A 23,357-nucleotide genomic window follows, 5' to 3' on the forward strand; every position below is an offset into this window, starting at 1 on the left:
ACTTAAAATTTTAGATAAAGAGTACAGTGTTAAAAAAGGACAAATGAAGCTTTAAGATTATCATAGTAAAGACAAATTCTCTTCTTCAAAACTACACCTTTAAATCTCATACCTTCCTTTTCTATCCCACAATATTACTCTTATAACTTTTATTTGGTGACGCTTTTATGAAGAATAGGCTTTACAAATATTATCCCGAAGATTTTGGGGAACTTACTGTTGACGTTTTGAATATGGATCTGGTGTTTGACGTTTATGATGACAGGACAAATGTGAAGTCCGTACTCAGGGTAAGGACAAAGGATGCCCCTATTGAGAAGCTGGAATTAAACTGCAGGGACCTTGAGATTAGAGCTGTAAGCTGCATACAATACGAGGTTTCTTACAGATACCGGAAGGATGACGCGATTCTTGAGATTAACTTCATGGAAGAGATTCCACCGCATACCGAAGTTGCGGTTGTTACGGATACGGTTTGCAGGCCGACTAAAAATATCCTTGAAGGGCTTTACTACGACGAAACGCCGGCAGGAGCTCCCCCTCAGCAGATCACACAGTGCCAGCAGTGGGGGTTCCAGAGAATTGTGCCGTGTATTGACGACATGGCCGCAAAATGCACTTACAAAACTGCCATAATTGCGGATTCGCGGTACACTAACCTCATTACGAACGGGGATGTCGTGGTTGAGAAGCATACTGTAAAGCCGGGACGGGACAAAATCGTATACGATAACTCGGTCACGCCGATGGCGACCTATCTCTTTTTCCTGGGGGTCGGGACTTATGCGACCTTTAAAAGGGAGTTTGAGTATCCTGACGGAGGCACTTTCATGCTGGAACTGCTCGTGCCGCCTGCCTCAGATGCAGTTGCAGCCGAAAAAGCGCTTGATATCCTGCATGATGCGGTTATGTGGGTTTACCTTTTCACAGGGCCTGAGCAGTTCGATGAGGAGAAGCTGCCTGTCAGGAAGGAGCTCTGGGACCTTGTCCGCATGAGAGAGAAGATGAAACTTGAAGCAAAGCCCGAATCCACAATGGAAGAAGACCTTAAAAAGGTTAGGGAAAGGCTTGCCGAGCTTGACAAAACCATCAGTCCCGGATACAGATATACAGGCACCGTCTACAGGGAAATCGGCATGCAGAACTCGGACTTTGGAGGCATGGAAAACGTCGGGAACACCACGATTACCACAAACCGCATAATGCCGTTCCCGCAGATAACGGACCCGGCTTTTGAATATATGACCCGGGTAAAAGCTCACGAATATCACCATAACCAGAACGGGTCTGAGGTCACCGGCAGAAGCCCGTTTGAGATCTGGCTGAACGAAGCCGTGACCGTGCATGTGGAAGAACAGTATCATGCCTTTCTCTTTGGCGAGGACTACGATAGGCTGGACAGAGTGCTTGAACTGCTTGCGCCGGCTTCGGGAACTTTTGCCCTGGATTCGGGAGCAGCTTCCATGCCGATCATTCCTGACGGTTTCAATGACCCAAATGACCTGATTACCTCAGTCACCTATGTAAAAGCCCCTGAATACGTGCGCATGGTCGAGTCTCTTATAGGAAAGGAAACTTTTGTCAGAAGTCTGGACAAGTACTTCAAAAAGTTCAAACATTCCAACGCAGCCACTCATGACTGGATTGAAGCCATGGAAGAAGAAAGTGGACAGCCCTTAAAGGAGATGTCCGAAACCTGGCTGAGACAGATAAAGTTCCCTGTAGTCGAGGTTTCAGCCGAATATGACCGGGATGCCAGGAAATTCACATTCTTCCTCAAACAAAAAGTCCCAGATGGCGGAAAACCCTGGGAATTCCCGTTCAGGGCAGCTCTTGTTGACGAACATGGAAATGACCTCGTAGAAATTCTGGAAAGAGTAAGCGGGAAAACCTCAGAGATTGTAATTGAAAACGTGGATATGCCAGCCTTCCTATCACTTAATAGGGGCTATTCTTTCTATGGGAAACTTGTATACAAAGCAAGCAATGAAGAGCTCATGATGCAGGTAAGGAAAGATAAAGATATCATAGGCAGGTTTACGGCTTTCTATACCCTTGTTGACAGGGAAAAACTAAAGCTCCTTAAAAATCCTGAATCAAAGCCCTCTGAAGACTTTATCGAGCTTTACTACAGGCTCCTCAATGACCGGCAGCTTCTCGAAAAGGCAGGAGGACAGTTCCTGACCATTTTTGAGTCCGTTGAGGATGAAGAATTTGCCCACAGGTACCAGGAGCTTTATGAAGTTAGACAGAAACTCCTGAAAGCCATTGCCCGGAAATATGTAAACTCCGTAATTTCCGCCTACCGCTTCTTTGAAGAATCATCGGTTCCCAGGGACTCAACTCTTGAGGAGACGGCAAGAGTAATCAAGAACCGACAGGCCAAAAATGTCTGTCTTGGCATCCTTGCAACCCTTGATACTTCCGAGATTCATTCAATGATAAAACAGCAGTTTGAGACTGCGACCTGTGCAACGGACCGGCTGAGCGCATTTGCCGCATACCTGAACAGCTCGGCGCCCGATAAAGTTGAGGTCCTCAGAGCCTTTGAAAACGAGTCAAAGAAAAATCTTGTTGCCTGGGAAGCTTTCCTTTCTGTAATCGGAAGCAACAGCAGCGTTGATGCAGTGGAACTTGTCAGGGAAATGGAAAGGTCAGACGCTTTCAGAATCGAGCAGGCAAATGACCAGCGTGCCCTTTATGGAAGCTTTGCCCGCAACCGGAAAAAATCTCTCCAGACCGAGGAAGGCAGGGTTCTCTTTGCAGAAATCCTGAGAAAGCTGGCCCCTGTGAACGAGTACAGCACGGTCAATATGCTCAATGCCTTTGCAAACATAGACCAGATGGAATCAAAGTATCATGTTCCACTGGTAAAGATCCTGGCAGACCTTCTCGGAGAACTCAACGCTCAGAAATACCCGAGTGTTTATAACAGGATTAGAAAACTCCTGCTTGGAGCTCCGAATGCTGTCAAAACATACATTATGGAGCACGGAGAAATTCCAGGACTGCAATCGGGAAATACTGAGAAAAAATAAACTTATACATTGACCTTTTTGCTCCGGTGCTATATCGCCGGAACAGAAATTTTTACTGAATTTGTAGTTAAATTCCCCATTATTTCAGATAGTTAAGCTATATTCAAACATTATTTTACAATCAGGAAAACTAACTTTATGGTGCCACGAAGTTCGGCGTTATGCTCGTCTTTATGATGCCGTGAAGTTCGCATAGTAAGTTTATGATACAGTATTCTTGTTTTCCTTACTTGAACTTATTAAGTTGAATCCCTGTCCGGGTCTTTTTGCTGTGAGTCGCGAGAGAATGAGTTTATGGAGTCATTATTTTTTAGGGATATTAAAGAGATACTATTACTGTAAGCCGACGATTAACTGTAAGTCGATAAATAAGACTTTAAAGATCATCTTTGTACTCAAACTATTTTGAGATGTAATAAAATATACATAAATATTATGCAGTTTAGGTTATATATTTTTTATTCAATATATTATGCTTAACTACTTCAGTAGTGTTAAAGGGGGGCGCGTATGGATGCATGGAAAGGCTATTAAATTTACCAGTGTGTTCATCACTTTATTAATATGTTTGATGATAATTGGAACAGTGTCCGCAAAAACTTATGATAGTGAAAATGCCAGCACCTTAGAGGATTGGCAGTCTGTGGAAAAAGCTATGGGTGAAAAGGGCAATGTCAGTCCGGATGGTGCCATAACGTTTGCAATACCAATGACTTTGAATGTAACACTTGATGGCATAAAACTGAATCCGGCCTCTGAACGCTATCATGAATTTGATTTCATGAGAGCTGGAGATAAGGCAATGATGGTCGGTGAAATAGGAGTTACGGAAGAGGAAGTGAAAAATGTATCAGATATGGTTCTTCAGTCAGGATTGCAGGTGACTGCGATACATAACCATCTGCTACGCACGTCACCGCATATAATATGGATACACATATACGGTTATGGTGATCCTGCAGATATGGCTAAGAAGATACGCAATATCACAGATTATGTTAACAGGGGTTCATCTGCCAGTGAAAGTGAGAAGTTCCAGAGTAAGGGAATTAATACCACCGAACTTGATCGGATTATTGGAGATAAAGGCTCGGCCGAAGGAGGAGATTATAACTACGAGATACCCAGAGCTGATAAAATACAGATGAATGGCTATACGTTGTCTCCGGTTATGGATGTATCAACTCCGATAAGTTTCCAGCCTCTTGGCAAGGGTAATGCGGCAGTTATCGGCGAATTCGCACTGGAAGAAAATGAAGTTGAGCCTGTAGTACGCACATTGACAGCCAATGGCATTGAAGTTACAGCTCTTCACAGCCACATGATAACCGAGCAGCCACGGCTATTCTACGTACATTGCTGGGCTACAGGAGATGCCGCAGAACTCGCAGGTATCATGCGTGAAGCTCTTAATGAAACAAATATTAAGATCGGAAGCGAGAGTTCTTAAACTACAAATTGTTGAGAATACAAAACGTTTAATCGTGGGTGCATAACTCACATTCTCTTTTATTTCAAACTGAAGATTTCCTGCGTTATCTGAATATATTACTACGAGTCTATTATCTACTATCTACTTTTGAAACTTGACCAAGAAATGAGATTATCCTCTCTCAAGGATAAGTAGGATTATTTGGATTGTGAAAGGCCGAGAAATCAAAGTTGCGCTGACTCCCCATACAAGGAACAGGATACTTTACTGAAATAAAACTTTTTTGAGCAAGATATCTTCGAGATAAAAGAGATGTCTTTGGGATAAAATATATTAAGCAAAGAATATATAATTAATAAAATAAAAATTCCTTGACGAAAATCTCAAAACTTCTTCTGTGTTACACTAAAACTCTAAGTTTTGAGATCGAGGTCTATTTTGAAGCAGAATAATTTGGAAGGGTAAGAATGGTACTGGAACTCACAAATGTGATCCTGGAGATTTTTTTTAGATTCTTCGAGCTTGTGAGTGCACTTCTTGTAATATATGCAGGATTAAAGGCTGCAACTAAAATCCTGCTTATGGAAGCCTTCAAAAGATCCTACAGATATGAACAAATAAGGAAAGAGTTTACAAATAAAATACTCTTCACTCTTGAACTGTTGATAGTTGGCGATATAATCGTAACGGTAAGAAACCCTACAGTAGATGACCTGCTACTTGTTGGAACTATTGTAGTAATCAGGACAGTTCTTGGCTACTTCCTGAGTAAAGAAGTTAAAGAATATCAGTTTGACTGAAAGTTCTGACTAAAAGTTTACGCGAATTTCAGTAAGCTAAATTCAGTAAGCTAATTTCAGTAAGCTAATTTCAGTAAGCTAATTTCAGTAAGCTAATTTCAGTAAGCTAATTTCAGTAAGCTAATTTCAGTAAGCTAATTTCAGTAAGCTAATTTCAGTAAGCTAATTTCAGTAAGCTAATTTCAGTAAGCTAATTACAGTATGTATTTCCTGGGGAGTGATAAAAGGTTTTTATCTGGATTGTTTGATAAATTTCTGCTCTATTTCGAATGGATTTTCGAGGCAATAGGGACAACTATTATTATTTATGGAGGATTAAGGGCAATAATTCAGATTTTTTCCACAGAGGCATTAAAAAAGTCTCAAAACCTCGAAAAAATAAGAAAGGAACTTACGAATAGAATACTCTTTGGACTTGAGTTTTATATTGTAGTTGCAATTCTTGGAACCCTGAGAAACCCGGATATACAGGATCTCACAGTACTGGGTACGATTGTACTGATCAGGACAATTCTTGGATATTTCCTGGGTAAAGAGGTAAAAGAGTATCATTTTGACTAAAAAAATATTTAATATCTCCGGGAAATTATAGATGGGTTTTGGCCTGCTTTTTAATGTTTTGAGTTACATTAAAATGTGTATAATGTTGACAGTAGTTTTGCTTTGATTTTATTTATATTCGCTATATGCAGAAGGAACAATTGAGAAAAGTGAGCTTGAACATACATTTTCTGACTATCAAATTCATAACCCATCTTAAGTTTGATTTTCGGTCCTTAAAGCTGTTTGTTTATAAGAGCAAATAATGCCCGAAACAGTATAATTTAAAAGCAAGTAGAGTATTAAGGATACAAAATATTATTAAACTCTAATATTATACTAATTCGAAATCCAGATAATACTGAAGAAATCCAGATAATACTGAATTAAATCTCAGGTTATATTGACTTGGTTATATTGACTTAAATCTCAGGTTGTACTGACCTGAAACGGGCGCACATAAAAACCCGAAATCTGAACTATTCAAAATTACCATACACAGGAAAATCATCAGAAACAGGAGAAATTTAATGTATCATCTCAAATGTATCGAATGCGGTGCAGAGTATTCCAAAGACGAAGTAATCTATACATGCAGCAAATGTGATGGGCTGCTTGATGTAATTTATGATTATTCCTCAGTAAAAATTGACATGGAAAAACTGAAGACTGAATGCCCTTCGGTCTGGAAATATGCAAAACTTCTCCCTATTGAAAGAGAGCCTGTAACTATCCAGGAAGGCGGAACTCCCCTTTACAAATGCAACCGTCTGGCTGAGAAAATCGGAATTAAAGAACTCTACGTGAAGCACGAAGGCATGAACCCTACAGGCTCTTTTAAGGACAGAGGAATGACTGTAGGAGTTACGAAAGCACTTGAATTGGGAATGAACACCGTTGCCTGTGCGTCTACTGGAAATACCTCGGCAGCCCTTGCAATCTATGGGGCAAAAGCCGGAATTCCTGTAATCGTACTTTTGCCTGCAGGAAAAGTTGCTCTTGGAAAAGTAGCCCAGGCCCTTATGCACGGAGCAAAGGTCCTCAGCATTCGTGGAAATTTTGACGACGCTCTCGCCCTTGTGCGCACTCTCTGTTCCCAGGAAAAAATCTATCTCTTAAACTCGATCAACCCCTACAGGCTGGAAGGCCAGAAGACTATCGGTTTTGAAATTGCAGACCAGCTCGGTTTCAAAGTACCTGACAGAGTTGTCCTGCCTGTAGGAAATGCAGGAAATATCACAGCTATCTGGAAGGGTTTCAGGGAGTTTAAGAAGCTCGGCATAACGGATTCGCTCCCGAAGATGACCGGGATTCAGGCCGCAGGCTCCTGTCCAATTGTAACAGCTATAAAGAGCGAGGCTCCTGAAATCACCCCTGAGGAAAAACCCGAAACCGTTGCAACAGCAATCAGGATAGGAAACCCTGTTAACGCTAAAAAGGCTCTTGCTGCCATCCGGGAATCCGGTGGGACTGCGGAATCCGTTACTGACGAAGAAATCCTTACAGCCCAGAAAGACCTTGCAAGGCTTGAAGGAATAGGTGTCGAACCTGCAAGTGCAGCTTCGGTTGCAGGGCTTAAGAAACTTGTTGATATGGGTGTTATAAGCAGAGACGAGACCGTTGTCTGTATTACTACAGGACACCTGCTTAAAGACCCGCAGACTGTAATTGACATCTGTGAAAAACCTATTGTTGTGGATGCCAGTATAGAAGCCATCCGGGAAGCTATCTTCGGAAAGGCAGAATAAGATCTGAAAAACGACAACAATAGAAGACAATAATAAAAATAACAATAGAGAATAACCTAGAGACCTAGAAAATAATCTAGAAAATAACCTAGAGACCTAGAAAATAATCTAGAGTACACTCAAAAATACTATAGAAAGCTAGGAAACTAGAAAATAATACTTGAAAAATAATAGTAGAAAGATTGACCTGACCGGAATCCGGCTCCTTCAATCCTTCATGGTTTACTGGGAGAGGTTATAACTCCCAGAAACTTCTTACTGTTATTCAGATTCAAACGATTTATCAAATTCTTTTGGTAATATCAAATTATTTTAATTGGACCAAATTTTTTCAACATAAGAATAATCGATGGGCGTGAACACGAATGGAGCAGGATTATAAGCCTCACGAGATCGAAAAGAAATGGCAAAAAAAGTGGGATGAGAGCCAGATTTTCCAGGCCGAGCCCGATAAACGAGAAAAATTTTTCATAACCATCCCTTACCCCTACCTGAACGGGAACCTGCATGCAGGGCATACCAGGACTTTTACCATAGGGGATGTTGTTGCAAGGCACAAACGGATGCTTGGGTATAACGTGCTTTACCCTATGGGCTTTCATGTGACAGGTACACCCATTGTAGGGCTTGCCGAACTGATTGCAAATCGGGATCCTCAGACTATGGACGTTTATGAGCGTCTTCATGGGATTCCCGGAGACATCCTGCCGACTCTAGATACCCCTGAAAAGATTGTTGATTACTTCAAGCGCGAATCCGAGAAAGCGATGCGTAATATCGGATATTCCATTGACTGGAGACGCAAGTTTACAACGACTGACCCGACATATAAAAAGTTCATAGAGTGGCAGTATATCCGGCTTGGAGAAAAGGGCCTGATCGTAAAAGGCTCCCATCCGGTAAAATGGTGCCCGAACGACAATAACCCTGTAGAGGATCATGATATCCTGTATGGGGAAGAAGCTACTATTGTTGAATATACGCTGATCAAGTTCCGATATAAAGACCTGGTCCTACCCTGCGCAACCCTCAGGCCGGAAACAACGTACGGAGTAACTAACCTGTGGGTCAACCCTGATGTAACTTATGTAAAAGCAAAGGTCACACTGGACGGAAACGAGGAGTTCTGGGTTGTCAGCAAAGAAGCTTTCAGAAAACTGACTTTTACAGACCGGACAGTCGAATATATCGAAGACGTGCCTGCAAAATCCATAATAGGAATAAAACTCACAAATCCGGTTACAGATGACGAAGTAATTTCCCTTCCTGCATCCTTTGTCAGGCCTGAAAACGGAAGCGGAATAGTTATGAGCGTGCCTGCCCATGCACCTTTTGACTACCTGGCCCTTCGTGACCTTTACGATGTTGACCTGAGCGAGTACGGGATAACCGAAGACCTCAGGAAGATCAAACTGATTTCTCTTATCAAGGTGCCTGAATTCGGAGAATTCCCTGCAAAGGAAATCGTTGAAAGCATGGGAATTACAAGCCAGAAAGACCCGAAAGCTGAGGAAGCTACAAAAATCGTATACAGAAGAGAGTTCCACGGGGGAGTTCTTAAGGAGATAACAGGAAAATACGAAGGACAGGCTGTCTCCAAAATCAAGGATATCCTTACCAGAGACTTCATCAGCTCAAATACCGGGGAGACCTTTTATGAATTCAGTGAACCTGTTGTCTGCCGCTGCGGCACTCCCTGTGTAGTAAACATGGTCAAAGGCCAGTGGTTCCTTAATTATTCAAATCCCGAATGGAAAGCAAAGGTCTATAAGTGCCTTGCCCAGATGCGAATTGTTCCCGAAGAGTACAGAGTCGAGTTTGAAAACAAGATCGACTGGCTTAAGGATAAAGCCTGCGCCCGCAGGAAAGGCCTTGGGACCCACCTTCCCTTTGATAAGGAATGGCTAATTGAATCTCTCGGGGATTCGACAATTTACATGAGCTATTATATCATTGCCAGGTTTATCGAAAATGGCGAACTGAAGATAGAAAACCTTACTCTGTCATTCTTCGACTACGTCCTGCTTGGAAAGGGCGATTCTGCAGCAGCCAGTGCAGATACTGGCCTCAGTCCGGAGCTTCTTGAAGAGATCCGCAGACATTTCAACTACTGGTATCCTGTTGACCTGCGCTCTTCAGGAAAAGACCTTGTCCCTAACCACCTGCTCTTTTTCCTATTCCACCACGTAGCTCTCTTTGAAGAGGACAAGTGGCCTAAAGCTCTTGCAGTAAACGGCTTTGTTTCCCTTGAGGGGCAGAAAATGAGCAAGTCCAAAGGCCCGATCCTGACGATGGAAAGTGCAGTCAGCAAATATGGTGCGGATATAACAAGAATGTATATCCTTTCCACAGCCGAGCAGACGCAGGACGCAGACTGGCAGAGGACAGGAATCGAGTCTGCCAGAAGGCAGGTAGACAGGTTCTATTCTTTTGCAAAAGGTGTTATAGAGAGTGGAAAACGTGCAGATCTGAGCACGGAATTAAAGCAGATCGACCGCTGGATACTCTCGAGGATACAGAACTATATCCGGGATACAAATTCAGCTCTCTACTCTATCCAGACAAGGGAAGCAATTCAGAATTCGTTTTTCCTGCTGCAAAACGATGTCAAGTGGTACCAGAGAAGGGGTGGGGAGACCCTGCTTTACTATGTGCTGGACAACTGGGTCAGGCTCATGGCTCCTTTTACCCCGCACCTCTGTGAGGAAATATGGGAAGCAATGGGGCATAAGGACCCGGTCTCCCTTGCCCAGTATCCACTCTATAATGAAGGCCTGATAGATGACGGTGCGGAGCTTGCCGAAGAGATGATAAAGGGAACCCTGGAGGACGTTGAGGAGATTATAAGGGTAACAAAGATGACCCCGCAGAAGGTCCACCTCTACACAGCACCTACCTGGAAAGCCGAAGCGATCAGGTGCGCCTGTGAGATGCAGCTTGAATGCTCACTCGAAGTAGGCAACCTTATTAAAAAACTGATGGCAAACCCTGACCTCAAACGCTTTGGCAAGGAAATCCCGAAGTTCGTACAGAAAATCGTTCCAGAGTTCAAAAGCGGAAGTTCAGACAGGTATGAAATCCTTACAGGCCCTGATATTGATGAACAGGCCCTCCTGAAAGAGTCAATTTCATTCCTGGAAAAAGAAATTGGCTGCTCTGTTGAAGTCCACAGTGCCGACTCTCCTGCCTTTGACCCTGAAAAGAAGGCAAGGTTTGCAGAACCCCTGAGGCCTGCAATTTACATTGAAGGAAAGAAGAAAGAGTAATATAAAAAAGTTATTTCTGACTAAACAATATGTATCCGGGTAGGTTGAGGAAGCCCGGAAATTTTTATTTTTTATTTTTTATTTTTTGGCTCAGTTATAAAATGGCTCAGTTATAAAATTATTCTTTACTGTTTTCAATAACAATATTCGCCTACATCTAATTATTCGGTAAAAATTCCTATTACTTTTAGTAATTAAGCAGCATTTAGGTTTAGACTGCATGTATGAAATATAAGTAAATAAATTGAATGGACAAACGTCATCTAGCCGGATAATTAGCTTCACCTACCTCGAAAATAGCATAAAAGGCGAATCCAGGCAAAAACAACATTAGAAAAATGTCGTTCTCAGCTATCGGGAAGTAACTGTCAAAGAACAAAGAAGAGGGGAGTAGTAGTGAAACAACAAAGTATCATTACAAATGTGCTTGAAAAAGCAGGCAACAAAAATTTAATAAATGAACTTACAACCAGGCTGTCACAATCTGAAATTAATACACTTCTGCTTGCTCTTTCAAAAGAAATAGCGAACAAAAACACTCCTAATGATATCTTAAACAAGTACGAATCTAACCGATTTGTAAAACCATCTGAACTTAGTCCTATTAAGGTGAAGCAAGTAGAAATTTTAATGCTCGAAATGGCTGAAGCCTCAGGTTTTTCGTCTGTTTTGCTTTCTCCTGCAAGCCTTTTGGGAAGCTGTTCTGTTATAGCTAAAGTTGATCAAAACAATGTTATCTCTGCAACAAGAGGATTGGAGCTCATTGCAGACAGTACCAACATGCTTGCTATATACCTTGCAGATAAAATAAAAAATAAAACCATTGATAATACAAAAAATCTTGTTCATTTATCCGCGACCTGCAGAGTTACTCGTGGACAAATGTTCAAGGTTGATGCTTTTGTTCCTCACTTTAGCTTGTTTACCCTTGTCAGTTCTGGAAAAGATACGGGTTCTTATGGCTTTGAAAAAGCTGCAATAACCAGTCAGATACAGTACTATACAAACTATTTCGAAGAGATATTAGGACATAAAATCAAAGTAACCATGAACCTGAGAAATGGCTATACCGATAAAATTGGATTTATTGATAGGGTTCACTGCTATCTTCGTGAGACATATCCAGATACTGAAATCACATTAAATAAGGAAGAAACTGATAATAGTTATTATCAGGGTATTAATTTCAAGATTATTGTTGAAGGTATAGAACTTGTAGATGGTGGCTTCGTTGACTGGACACAGAAGTTACTTGGCAATAAAAAAGAACGCTTACTAATCAGTGGAACAGGAATTGACTTACAGCTTATTACTGGAATGCTGAACAAGATAATTTGATAGTCTGGTAACTGAGACTTGTAACTCACTTTCCGCAGTAAAATTTACAGATATTTTACAGATTTTGTATTTTTTAAAAGCATGTGAATAATTTTAATAAAATTTTTACCAGTTATGAAGATTTCCTTCATTGACCCCCCCTAAAAGAAGCAAATTACAAGTTATTTTGGGTCATTATAACATGATCTGCTATACTGGATCATTCTTGCAAGTCCGCCGCATAAACAGGCAGGAGGTCATGGTTGAAGTCATTAGTGAAGGAAGGCCATTAGTGAAGGGAGGTCATTAGTGAAGTTTGAGTGAAATGGTTCCTATGGGCAGGAAAATTTCCATTGAGTCAGGAAGTATTTCTCATAAATTTTTTTCTTGATAAACAGGTGAATTCCTGCTAATTTATCAGCCTGGCTGAAAGGATAAGTCTATGCCAGAATCCTGACTTTCAACATATTCTAATCTTTTTATTTTCTTGTTTTGCCAGATCAATAAAGCAATCATAGAGATCATTAATCCGGAGATTATAAACATAAAGGCAATTCCCCTGTTTTCCCCGGTTCCAGTGATAAAACCTGCCGTTTCAACCATTAGACCATCCACTTCTAAAAGAGGATTGAAAATTTTATCTGCTAAGAAACCTGCAACTGCAAAAGCCATTATGGAGCCAAGATAAGTAATCATGGAAATGAGAGACCATACACGCCCCTGTTTTTTATTGTCAATGTTTTTTCTAATTAAGACCTCAATAGAGGTGTTAATAAAAGGCAAAGTGGCAAAAAACATGAATCCTGCTAGAGTAACAAATAGGATATTTTTTGAAATTCCTAGATTTGCAAAGAATATACCTGACAGAAACAAAGAGATAGATAATGTTTTTACATACCTGTTCTTGCTGCCAAATACTCCAATAAACAGGCTTCCGATTAGTATGCCTGAAGCACATATTGATTGAGAGATCCCTGCTGTTTTTACTGTTGTTAAGCTCAGCAGCAGTGGAATAAAAAGAGACTGAAGCAATCCGACAAAAAAAAGTGTGATCATGGTAATAATAACCAGATTAACTACGCCTCTATTATTAGAGAACTCTTTCATTCCCTCTTTAAGGTCCGCTATAATGTTTTGTTTATGCTGGTCTATTTTTACCTTGCCTGAAATATTTCTTATCCAGATGACAATAGAACTGGAAATTAAGAGAGTTGTAGTATCGATTAAAAATATAAATTTAATATCAATTATTGTTAACAAAATTCCGGCTAAAAAAGGAGAAATTAAATATTGAGCAGAACTTGCTAACTGCACCAGCCCACTTGCTCTGGCATATTGAGCTTCAGGTAAGAGGTCAGTAATTAAAGCTTTATAGGCTGGTTCCTGAAAAGCCGAAAAAACAGAACTTGTTGCAATCCCAAGGTAAATTTGCCAGAGTTGAATGTTTCCTTTTAGCATCATAAAAAATATGAAAAGAAGCCCAAGGGTTGCTCCTAAGTCTCCTAAGATCATCATTAAACGTCTGTCATAACGGTCTGCCAGTATCCCTCCATAAGGCTTTAGCAGAAAGGGTGGTAAAAAGACACACATTAGTATAAAAACATAGCTAGAAGCAGTATTTGTTTGCTGATATACGTATACCCCTAAGGAGAAAACAGTAAGCCCAGTACCTATTACTGAGATAAATTGTCCAAACCAGATAAAAAGGAATCTGGAATAAAGATTTTTTTGTTCAGCCGTCATTTTTTCGGATTCATCTGCCATTTAGTGAGCCTCAGAAGCAGGATTTTGAGTTTCAGGAGCGAGATTTTTAGTCTCAGGAACAGGGCTTACTTTTGAAAAAAACATCTCTTTGTCTAATACAATAATAACAACGACAACTACAGTAATAACCAGAGTCTCAATGCACTTGGTCGTCTGAGTCACATTCAGTGCCTCCTGGCAAATATTTACAATAAAGTGAAAGAGAATTGCTGCAGGAATACTTTTTCTATTTTTAATGCATATCCAGCTGATTAATACTCCCATAGGGATAATGCCGACAAAAAAATTCACTGCATACCATATGTTTTCATGAAGAATGTTATACGGATAGAAGTTGTTGACAAATATAAGAGGAAAGTGCCAGAGCGACCATAGTATGCCGAAAACTATTGATGCCATGAAGTAGGTGTACCGGCTCTGCAGACTATCAAATGCATATCCTCTCCACCCAAGCTCTTCAAAACATGCAGTAAGCATAAGAAAAAACAACGTAGGTACAGCCCCTGTCGAGAAAGAGAAACCATCAACAAGTTGAAACTGCGAAACTGATCCTCCAAACAGAAGTGAAATAAAAATAGATACGAGAACAGTTAGAGGCATTACCAAGAAAAATACTGGAAGCATTTTTGGCCTTATTAGCCTAAGGTTGATAAGCCTGTTAATAAAATTCTTTTTTAAATCTGAATTTTTTGAAGCAAAAATCATAAAAAATGAGATTAGAAAAGGCACCATCAGTGCAAGAAGTATTAATATCATATAAAGTCCATCATTTTCGTCCTGAAAACTTAGATATGCTGCTGCAAACAAGAAAGCATAAGTTAAGATAAAGGTCGCAGCAAAAAAGACCCTGGGTTTGTATCTGTAGTTAGGGATCATCTATCTGTTCCTCCAAATTTTAAATATCACGGCATCGTTTGTATTTTTCAACTCAACGCAGACTTGACAACCAAAAGTAACAAACTGTTTTTAATTTTGATATCTTAGACAAAAAAAATATAGTGAATTCTATCAATTTATTGCATTGTTCATGATATATACATTTTTTTATTTGGTGAGTATGTTGTATTCTGAAACATGAGGATGAAATATAAAAAAGCAGTATCTAAATTAGTATAATGAAACTAGTCTTTAAATGGACATAATGAACAAACTTCGGGTTGAGCATAATGAAAGAAATCTCGGATTGGACATAATGAAAGAAACCTCGGGTTGGACATAATGAAAGCAGCCTCTAACTGGACATAATGTTATCTGAGAGATGATTTACAAAAAGAAGTGAAAATTAGCAAATCGGAACAATTTAAAACTTTAAGCTGTCAATGAAGAGATTAATAACTAAAACTCCGCAAAAATCGAAAAATAAGATTCAACCAATTAAGATGAACCAGTTACAGTTAATATGAGTAAGTAATACAGTTACAGAAATTATTATCGAAACTTAAATAATCTTTAGATCTTCAGAATAAAGCTCAATTCTCTGATTCTCAAAAACGGGAATCATTTTACGAACTTCATTTTTCCTGGACAGGTCAAGGTCATGCACTATTAAGCACTCTTTATTGCCGGCATCGGCTTTTACCTCACCCCAGGCGTCGATTATCATGGAGTTGCCGAAATAACTGCAGTCAGGAGCAGAACCTATCCGGTTGCAGGCAATATGTGGGATCTGGTTTTCAATCGCCCTTGCCTTTGCAAGAATATTCCAGTGTTCAGACCTTGGATTGGGGAATGCAGCTGTGGTCACAAGCAGGTCAGAACCGGCAAGGGAAAGTTTTCTTGCAACCTCGGGAAAGCGGAGGTCATAGCAGATCTCAAAACCGATTTTCAGGTTTTGCTTTTTAAGAGAGATGGGCTCTATAGAGTCGCCTTTTGAGAAATAATTGTTTTCGGTTTTGAAGGGGTGAGTTTTCCGGTAACTACCTGCAAGAGTTCCTGATTCAAAGCAAAAGCCGAGATTGTAGTAAAATGGGGAATTACTGGAATTCGAAAGAGTAGAATTTTCAGAATCCGCAGGTGTTCCACTGTCAGAAGTCTCTTCCAAAGCGACTTTTTCAATTACTGAGCCCATGATAATACAGTCGTTGGCCTCGGAAAAACAGGCCAGGTTTTCAAGGAGAGGAGAAGGCAAAGTCTCTGCTGCATGGTCAAAATGCTCGTAGCAAAACCCTGTTGAGAAGACCTCGGGTAAAACAATAAGTTCGGCTCCTTTTCTTACAGCTTTAAGAGCCATATGCAGAGCTTTTTCAAGGTTTTCCTGTTTTCTGCAATGCAGCACGTCCATCTGTATACAGGCAACTTTCATATCATAAACACCAGCTAACCGTTAGCAAACGGCTCGAATCCTTTGAAGTAAAATCTCAGTAAATAATATGAATTTGAAGAGACGAATTGAAAAAAGTGAATTTCAATTCATTGGTCATCAGTTAGGGATCTTATTCTTTCCTTACTGGATCTTATTCTTTCCTTACTGGATCTTATTCTTTCCTTACTGGATCTTATTCTTTCCTTACTTTTTGAATCAATACTTTTATTTCAGTTGAATGCCCTGCAACTTGCTGCGGGGATGGAAAACTTTCCCAATAACCTTTAGTAAGTAATCAATTTATATTTTAGCTATATTTATATTGTGAATGGAACTCAGACACGCAATCATTGTATGTGAACTACCCCTAAGCTAAAGACTTAGTGGCTTCCTGGTTCATTCCTCCCTCCATTGAGGGCAAGTCCCCAGGCTCGTCCCCACGTTCCGTAGGTGTTACAACCCAATTAGATTTTGATCTATGAGAACGAATTTCTTGATATTGATAGCGGCATTTATATCTCTATCATGTTTTGTTTTACAGTCTGGACAAGTCCATTCTCTATCTTTTAATGTCAAATCTGAATTATGATATCCGCAGACATTACAAAGCTTAGAAGATGGCTCAAACTGTCCAATTCTCAGGGTGGTTTTTCCGAACCATGCCGCTTTGTATTCTAATTTTGTAACAAAGCTACTCCATGCAGAATCACTTATAGACTGTGATAAGTGGTGATTCTTAACCATTCCTTTAACGTTCAGAGTTTCCAGAGCTATAGCTTGGTTTTCGCTTATAAGTTTAAAAGAGAGTTTGTTCTGGAAATCATGTCTCTGATTGCTTATTTTCTCATGGAGTACAGCAACCCTCTTTTTGGCTTTTGCTCTGTTCTTTGAACCTTTTTGTTTCCTTGAAACTCTTTTCTGAAGTACTTTAAGTCTCTTGAGGGAGTTTTTAAGATACATAGGATTCGATATTTTTTCACCTGTAGAGAGTATAGCAAAATCTTTGATACCTACATCTATTCCTACGGTAGTTGATTCTGTGAAAGGTTGCTTTGCTGAAAGTTCTTTTCCGTCTTCAACAAGGATACTAATGTAGTAATTCCCTTTACAAAACCTTGATACTGTAGCTGTTTTAAGCTCGCCTTCAAACTTTCGGTGAAGAACTGCTTTAATCGGTTCGATTTTTGGAAGCTTAACTGTGTTGTTTTCAAAATTCACAGAATAGTGTTGAGGTATAGGAAAAGATTGAATTGGATTTTTCTTTGATTTAAACTTAGGAAATCCATTCTTTTCTCTGAAAAATCTGGTGAAAGCAGATTCTACCTGCTTAGTCATTCCTTGTAATGACTGTGAGTTTACTTTTCCCAACCATTCATTAGAAGCTTTCAAGACAGGAATCTTTTTGTTTAAGTCAAATCTGGAAATAGATTTTCCTGTTTGTTCGTAAGTTTTAATTTTTTGATCCAACGCCCAATTGTAGACAAATCTACAGCTACCTATATGCTGATTCAATTGAACAGACTGCGTAGTTGTAGGATAGAGTCTAAATTTGAACGCTTTCATCATACAGAGTAGTATACGCTTTAACAATATATAGAGTTTTTGGTAAATATAAAAGAGGCGGCAGAATATTATATACGAAATCAGGGGTGAAGTTGACGCTTATATCCCACGAAGCTAAAGACTTCGGGGTTTTACGCTTCTACCTATAAAAGAAGATACTGCATTCTTTTTTGAATAAAGTACCGTAAAAAATTTCTTTCGATAAATAATTTGTAAATTTTTTGAAAAACGTATGCTTTGAAATTAGTGAAAGATATTGAACACTTTATAAGAAGGCCATTTGCAGGAAAGACAGAAAAAAATTGTGCTGGAAGTAAAACAAGTCACTTTTGGCTTAATCATTATTACAAGGTTTGCACCCAGTTCTGAATTAATATAACAATCTTTGTCTTAATCTGCCTTTTTTGGTTCAGCTATAAAATCATAAAGGAACGCTGCAACCAGTGCTCCCGCTATGGGGCCTATGATATAAATCGGGAACTGAGCCCAGAGGTTAGCTCCACCCAGCAAGGATTCAGCAAGATAAGGGCCGAAGGTGCGGGCTGGGTTCAGAGAAGAACCTGTAATGTTGCCTACAACAATCACATCCGCCGCTACCACAAGCCCTATTGCAAGCCCAGCAAATCCAGGGGGAGCCCTTCGGTCCACGGCTGTACCCATAATGGTAAGCATAAGGAAAAAGGTACATACAGCTTCGCAGAAGATTGCCTGCCCATAACCGACTCCGTAGAACATGGACGTGGCCCCTAGACCTGCATCAACAGCCCTCATTCCCAGAATCGCTACAAGCGTAAAGGACGCAAGGCTTGCACCTATAAGCTGGGAGATAATATACGCAGGGAGGTCTTTTGTGGGAAAGCGGCCTGTGGCCCAGAGAGCAAGACTTACCGCAGGGTTGATGTGGGTACCTGAAATGTGGCCGAAAGCATAGATCATGGAGGTGATTGCAATTGCAAAAGACATTCCTATGGCAAACCAGGCCGCAATGTCAATCCCTATGTAAAACTGGTTTCCGGGAAAAGCCTCCCAGCCCTCCATAAGAAGTACGGTTGTTATCACCGAACCCGTACCCAGGAACACCAGGACATAAGTCCCGACTAGTTCCGCAAGCGCACGTTTCATGAGGTTTGGTACTGTCATATCAAGCTCCTCACTAATAAGTTTGGGACAAAGAGAACTGTAAGAAAGGGCTGTACTATATTCATTTACTTAAAGAATTACACTTGAAATTGAAACTACTCATTTCCTGATCCGAAGCATTGTGTTTCTAGTTCGTTATGAGAATCCAGGTGTAAATAGTTGCATTCAAAACTATAGAAAGGATTTGAGAGAAAGATTTTTCCTCAGCTACCCTTTTACCCAGCTACCCTTTCCCCAGCTACCCTTCGCACTCTCTTTGTCGTTATCCGTTACACTGCCTCTGACCAGTTGCAGTAGTTGCACTTGTAGTCAAAATAGTTCGCCGAACAGAACTTGCAAACCCTTGCCGGAGAATGTGCCTGCTGCTTGTGCAGTGCGATGATATTTGTCATAAGCGTTGCAGTCACAGGCTCACTTGTCAGGAGGCAGGGGAAATCAGCCAGGCGCATGAGAGCCGAGAAACGGACAGTGATTGCACAGGACGGATAGGTGTAACGCTGAGGATTTTGCAGGACCTCGTTCCTTTCAATAGGGCTCAGGTCAATAGGCACACCCTGTACAACGCACCCGGCCCCCCTTGGAATATGGTCAATGATTCGTTCACCCTTTTCAATCATGTCAATGAAATCCACGTTATGCAGCTCAGCTGCTGCCCCGCGCCTTGGGTTGGTCAGCACAAGATTGTGGAAGCGTTTGACCAGCAGGTCAAGCACCATCATGGTGGTAAATCCGTCCATCCAGAGGATTTTGGTGACTGCAGCGGCTGTTGCGTCCGTACCGATGGTCAAGGGTGAGTATTCGTCCCTGAACTTACCTTTTGCCCGGTTCATGGTACTTTCAAGGACGTCTGTGACAGCATTGATAACTGCCAGCACGACGTCGTCTTTTGTCATATTGTACATGGACTGGGAAATGTGGTGGGCTACGTCACCTACTCCATAAGCAGGTACTGTCACAATATTACCATAGAAAACATCGGCATTCATAGCAGCCTTCACGGTTTTCCGTATCCTCTGCTTATATGTCTCCATATACTTCCTGGTATCAAAGGACGTATGCCCTGCTTCTTCCATGAGCTTAACCTGTGCGTCCACCGGAGACTCATAGACCATCTTGAGCATATCAATTTCTTCTTTTATGGCTTCAGATGGAGTTTTTCCATCTTCGATAGCAGTCTGGAACTTCGCCCCTACGCCATAGGAGGTGTTCATCCCCCAGGACTTTGAAGACAGGATCGTACGCTTGTGCTCCACAGGGATGTCCATCTTCTGGAGAATCCTATTTACGACATTACTCGTGCTTCCGGGCACAAAGGCAAAGTCTACTACACAGGTCGGGCCGTAAAAGCCTCCGTACCGGCGAATTGATTCTTTTCCTATCAGGGCTTCGGATTTTCCAATTTCCTCCACGAACTTCATGACCGATTCATGGAAAGCCGGGTCCTCCTCATAGAGGATCTCTAGGATTGGAGGTGTCTGGTAATGCTCTACAAAAGGATCATCCTCAGGCCTGACCGTGTCCGTAAGGCTCGTAAGAGTTTCGTAGTGAGTATTTACAGAATCGATATGCAGGTCGAAGACCTCCTTACACTGCCCTCCGACCGGCTTCATTTTGTTTACTGCATCTACGTAGGGTTTTGCATCTTTTACCTTGAACTCAGTGCCCCGCTTTTTATTAATTACTCCCACAACAGCTTTCTGGGCACCTACAGCCTCATCTGCCATCTTATTATACATTTCCTGAATGTCAGCTCTAATTTCCGATACCATACTCACTCCTCAAAATCACTTTAAAGCTGTTAGGACATCCGCGAGGGATTATTCTTAATACCCTTAAAAAATCCAGGAATTCAGACCTCAAAGGCCTGATAACTTAAATCCAATGGCCAGATTTAATAGAAATAAATCCCCCATAATGAAAACCAAAGATATCCAATCCAGATAATTTCTGTTATTAATTTTCTAGATTCTACAGCTACTTGTATGTCCCCATTTTTATACTAAGATTATTTTTCATTCTATAAATAGTTTGATTTAAAGAATAAACCTTGATTTAAATATTCAAAAACTGATTTAAAAGTCCCAATTTGAGAATTGTTGTTAAGCTATTAGAGGTGAAACACCCAGATATTGGCTTTTGGAGAATAAGAAACAAAAAATCATCAATGGTATGAAAATGTCTTAGGAGCTATCTGAAAATTAAATAATGCTTGCGCCTTGATTATTCGTTAATGTTAAAACGATTTTGACCATATCAGATAGATAGATTCCTGTATACACCAACGAAGCAAGCTTTTTAATTTTCTCCATACCGTATCTGGTAGAACAGGAGCCGTAACCCATTACAAAAAAAACCATCCTATCCCCGAATAATAACCTTGTTACGGCACTCATCTTTTAAGAAATATATTCAGGATTCTGGTCTAGTATTATGATTCTGGTCTGGTATTATGATTCTGATCTGGTATTATGATTCTGATCTGGTATTATCCTTCATGAGTTCATCTATTGTAACCAGAACAAAAATCTTCAAGAATAGATAAGGTGAGGAGACATAGATAAAGAGATATTAATGTATTAGTTTAAAAAATATACAGAAGACTGAATTTAATGTTTAACCAATGATGCATGAATTTTAATTTAAACAACCAAAGATCTTCAGGGAAGCAGAGTGGTTTGTTTACTCTTTGCTACCAGGCCATCAAGGTCAAGCCTGCGTTTTATCAACCCTGCAAGGACTTCATTCGCAAGTCTGACTACTTCTTCTTTATTTCCCCGTATTTCGTATGCAGGGTCATCGGGAGGGATCTCAATTTTCGTAATATCGGCTCTGGCTTTTTTCAAATGTGCATCCTGAGCTTCACAGACTATGCCGGGTTTTTCCAGGTACTGTTCAAGATGTTTTTGAGTAATTCCTATAAGCTTCAATTCCCTGCGGAAACAGGGCCTTTCAAACAGTTTGGAAACCACATATACTCCCACAGGAATTCTGAAATCCAGATTGATTTTAAGAAGCTGAGACCTGAGAATAGAATAAATTTCTTCCGGATCGGAAAGTTCAGGAGACCTGGACTCTTTGCCTTTTTCGGATAAAGGCTCTGTGGCTTTTTCAGGCAGGGCATAAATCTTCGAAGGGGGAACTTCAGTTTCTTCCAGAATGTCAAGGTCTCTGAGCGCCCTGAGATAGCCCGTAAGAACCAGGCGATGCTCGTCTATGCCTCTGGCTTTCAGTTCTCTGGAAAGCCCACTGATTGAGAGCTGCTTGCCTTCAAGTAGTTCCAGGAGTTTAAGGTTAAGTTTGTCTTCCATCTTCACCGACATCATGTTTTATTGTTGTTAATTAATTCTTCAGGATCCCAGCCGGAAAAAACATTGTTTTTAAGAGTAACCAGGCAAAAGAGCCCGTATTTTCCCGAATCTTTGAAAAGACCTGACCTTTTCCTATCTGTGAGAGGAGTAAGCAAGAAAATTGCAGGGAGTAATACACGATGTAACTATTCTGCATAATATAAAGCTTATGAGAGAGCCTGTAAGGTAGAAGTATAGAAAATGTAGGAAGAGATTGATAAATTCATATAAAAAAATCTGTGAAACTTTCAAAAGAAACATTAAGGAAGTTTAATTTGGGAAAAATATTGAGACGAATAAAAGAATTAGTATAATTTTTATATCCACAGTTAACTAAATAAATAAGAATTAAGCTTTTTTCCAGCAGAATTGAAGGGCAATGCTTAAAAATAATAATCGCCATCTGGATTAGGCTTAAATTGATTATTTCGCAAGGCTGCAAAGATGATTACAAAATTAATTCCTAGAAAAGTATTTTTTACAAGTGGAGTTGGCACACACCCTGAAAATCTTGAATCATTTGAAGTTGCACTCAGGGATGCAGGTATTGAGAAATTTAATCTTGTAACTGTAAGTTCTATCCTGCCCCCTGAATGTGAGATTGTATCCAGAAAGGAAGGGCTTGAAGAGTTAAGTCCCGGAGAGATTGTATTTTGCGTAATGTCCAGGATTTCTTCCAATGAACCAAGAAGGACGCTCAGTACATCGGTTGGTTGTGCACTCCCGCAAAGCATAAACAGGCACGGTTACATATCAGAATATCATGCCTATGGAGAAACCGCTCAGGACGTTGGGGAACATTCAGAGAAACTTGCAAGAAGCATGTACAGCACCTGGACAAATGAATCTCCTCTCAGGACACTCAGTTTTCCCAGGTCATCTTCTGTAGATGAACATGGAAACTGGATGACCGTGATATCCGCAGCAGTCTTCACTATCTGAACATTTAACAGTATGCCTGTAATAGTTTCTGCAATTGTTTACGAACTCTACTTTAGAAATAAAATATACTCATCATGCTGTCAATTTCACATTCTTTGATCCTGATTCAAACCTGGCAAATTAGTTTTCCTGAAATAATCTCTAGTAATATCGTCAGG

15 protein-coding genes are annotated in these 23,357 nt (G+C 40.4%); 8 read left to right on the forward strand and 7 right to left on the reverse strand.

All coding sequences use genetic code 11. The features are described 5' to 3' along the window. The first annotated feature begins 167 nt into the window (after positions 1-167). From MSBRW_RS14395 to MSBRW_RS14425, 7 genes are all read left to right on the forward strand, one after another. Entirely contained in the window at positions 168-3,038 is a 2,871-nt protein-coding gene (locus MSBRW_RS14395) for a M1 family metallopeptidase (RefSeq protein ID WP_011307033.1), read from the forward strand. 514 nt (positions 3,039-3,552) lie between these two features. Further along, complete coding sequence (locus tag MSBRW_RS14400; RefSeq protein WP_011307032.1) at positions 3,553-4,488, forward strand: LppY/LpqO family protein; 936 nt, start codon at positions 3,553-3,555, stop codon at positions 4,486-4,488. Positions 4,489-4,937: 449 nt separating this feature from the next. Beyond that, positions 4,938-5,270 (forward strand): DUF1622 domain-containing protein, encoded by a 333-nt coding sequence (locus tag MSBRW_RS14405; protein WP_011307031.1) that lies wholly within the window; start codon positions 4,938-4,940, stop codon positions 5,268-5,270. A 240-nt stretch (positions 5,271-5,510) separates the two neighbouring features. Then, positions 5,511-5,831: a DUF1622 domain-containing protein gene (locus MSBRW_RS14410; RefSeq protein WP_048103303.1), complete on the forward strand. Its 321-nt coding sequence runs from the start codon at positions 5,511-5,513 to the stop codon at positions 5,829-5,831. A 509-nt stretch (positions 5,832-6,340) separates the two neighbouring features. Beyond that, complete coding sequence (thrC, locus tag MSBRW_RS14415; protein WP_011307029.1) at positions 6,341-7,558, forward strand: threonine synthase; 1,218 nt, start codon at positions 6,341-6,343, stop codon at positions 7,556-7,558. A 365-nt stretch (positions 7,559-7,923) separates the two neighbouring features. Next, entirely contained in the window at positions 7,924-10,824 is a 2,901-nt protein-coding gene (gene leuS / locus MSBRW_RS14420) for a leucine--tRNA ligase (RefSeq protein ID WP_011307028.1), read from the forward strand. A gap of 396 nt (positions 10,825-11,220) precedes the next feature. Then, entirely contained in the window at positions 11,221-12,162 is a 942-nt protein-coding gene (locus tag MSBRW_RS14425) for a hypothetical protein (RefSeq protein ID WP_011307027.1), read from the forward strand. A 396-nt stretch (positions 12,163-12,558) separates the two neighbouring features. On the opposite strand, the gene MSBRW_RS14430 is transcribed toward MSBRW_RS14425, so the two are convergent. The 7 genes from MSBRW_RS14430 to MSBRW_RS14460 form a co-directional block, all read right to left on the reverse strand. Further along, complete coding sequence (locus tag MSBRW_RS14430) at positions 12,559-13,905, reverse strand: MFS transporter (protein WP_011307026.1); 1,347 nt, start codon at positions 13,903-13,905, stop codon at positions 12,559-12,561. Continuing rightward, positions 13,906-14,781 carry an MmRce1 family CPBP family CAAX prenyl protease gene (gene mmrce1 / locus MSBRW_RS14435; protein WP_011307025.1) on the reverse strand — a complete coding sequence of 292 codons (876 nt, stop codon included), beginning with the start codon at positions 14,779-14,781 and terminating at the stop codon, positions 13,906-13,908. Positions 14,782-15,343: 562 nt separating this feature from the next. Next, the gene (locus MSBRW_RS14440) at positions 15,344-16,207 is read right to left on the reverse strand and encodes a nitrilase-related carbon-nitrogen hydrolase (protein ID WP_011307024.1); all 864 of its coding nucleotides are present in this window, start codon (positions 16,205-16,207) and stop codon (positions 15,344-15,346) included. A gap of 453 nt (positions 16,208-16,660) precedes the next feature. Further along, positions 16,661-17,773, reverse strand: a complete 1,113-nt coding sequence (gene tnpB, locus MSBRW_RS14445) for an IS200/IS605 family element RNA-guided endonuclease TnpB (protein ID WP_011307023.1) — start codon at positions 17,771-17,773, stop codon at positions 16,661-16,663. A gap of 387 nt (positions 17,774-18,160) precedes the next feature. Then, entirely contained in the window at positions 18,161-18,910 is a 750-nt protein-coding gene (locus MSBRW_RS14450) for an MIP/aquaporin family protein (protein WP_011307022.1), read from the reverse strand. Between the two features lie 269 nt (positions 18,911-19,179). Next, positions 19,180-20,679: a DUF2193 domain-containing protein gene (locus MSBRW_RS14455; protein WP_011307021.1), complete on the reverse strand. Its 1,500-nt coding sequence runs from the start codon at positions 20,677-20,679 to the stop codon at positions 19,180-19,182. Between the two features lie 888 nt (positions 20,680-21,567). After that, positions 21,568-22,218: a hypothetical protein gene (locus MSBRW_RS14460; RefSeq protein WP_011307020.1), complete on the reverse strand. Its 651-nt coding sequence runs from the start codon at positions 22,216-22,218 to the stop codon at positions 21,568-21,570. 483 nt (positions 22,219-22,701) lie between these two features. Here MSBRW_RS14460 and MSBRW_RS14465 point away from each other — a divergent pair, with 483 nt between their 5' ends. After that, complete coding sequence (locus MSBRW_RS14465; protein ID WP_011307019.1) at positions 22,702-23,199, forward strand: pyruvoyl-dependent arginine decarboxylase; 498 nt, start codon at positions 22,702-22,704, stop codon at positions 23,197-23,199. Positions 23,200-23,357: the final 158 nt, after the last annotated feature.

It is taken from the genome of Methanosarcina barkeri str. Wiesmoor, assembly GCF_000969985.1.
GTDB lineage: Archaea > Halobacteriota > Methanosarcinia > Methanosarcinales > Methanosarcinaceae > Methanosarcina > Methanosarcina barkeri_B.

Coding starts and splice junctions, on each gene's coding strand:
- MSBRW_RS14395 (WP_011307033.1), top strand. CDS start 168: ATGAAGAATAGGCTTTACAAATATTATCCCGAAGATTTTGGGGAACTT.
- MSBRW_RS14400 (WP_011307032.1), top strand. CDS start 3,553: ATGCATGGAAAGGCTATTAAATTTACCAGTGTGTTCATCACTTTATTA.
- MSBRW_RS14405 (WP_011307031.1), top strand. CDS start 4,938: ATGGTACTGGAACTCACAAATGTGATCCTGGAGATTTTTTTTAGATTC.
- thrC (WP_011307029.1), top strand. CDS start 6,341: ATGTATCATCTCAAATGTATCGAATGCGGTGCAGAGTATTCCAAAGAC.
- leuS (WP_011307028.1), top strand. CDS start 7,924: ATGGAGCAGGATTATAAGCCTCACGAGATCGAAAAGAAATGGCAAAAA.
- MSBRW_RS14430 (WP_011307026.1), bottom strand. CDS start 13,905: ATGGCAGATGAATCCGAAAAAATGACGGCTGAACAAAAAAATCTTTAT.
- mmrce1 (WP_011307025.1), bottom strand. CDS start 14,781: ATGATCCCTAACTACAGATACAAACCCAGGGTCTTTTTTGCTGCGACC.
- MSBRW_RS14440 (WP_011307024.1), bottom strand. CDS start 16,207: ATGAAAGTTGCCTGTATACAGATGGACGTGCTGCATTGCAGAAAACAG.
- tnpB (WP_011307023.1), bottom strand. CDS start 17,773: ATGATGAAAGCGTTCAAATTTAGACTCTATCCTACAACTACGCAGTCT.
- MSBRW_RS14450 (WP_011307022.1), bottom strand. CDS start 18,910: ATGACAGTACCAAACCTCATGAAACGTGCGCTTGCGGAACTAGTCGGG.
- MSBRW_RS14455 (WP_011307021.1), bottom strand. CDS start 20,679: ATGGTATCGGAAATTAGAGCTGACATTCAGGAAATGTATAATAAGATG.
- MSBRW_RS14460 (WP_011307020.1), bottom strand. CDS start 22,218: ATGGAAGACAAACTTAACCTTAAACTCCTGGAACTACTTGAAGGCAAG.
- MSBRW_RS14465 (WP_011307019.1), top strand. CDS start 22,702: ATGATTACAAAATTAATTCCTAGAAAAGTATTTTTTACAAGTGGAGTT.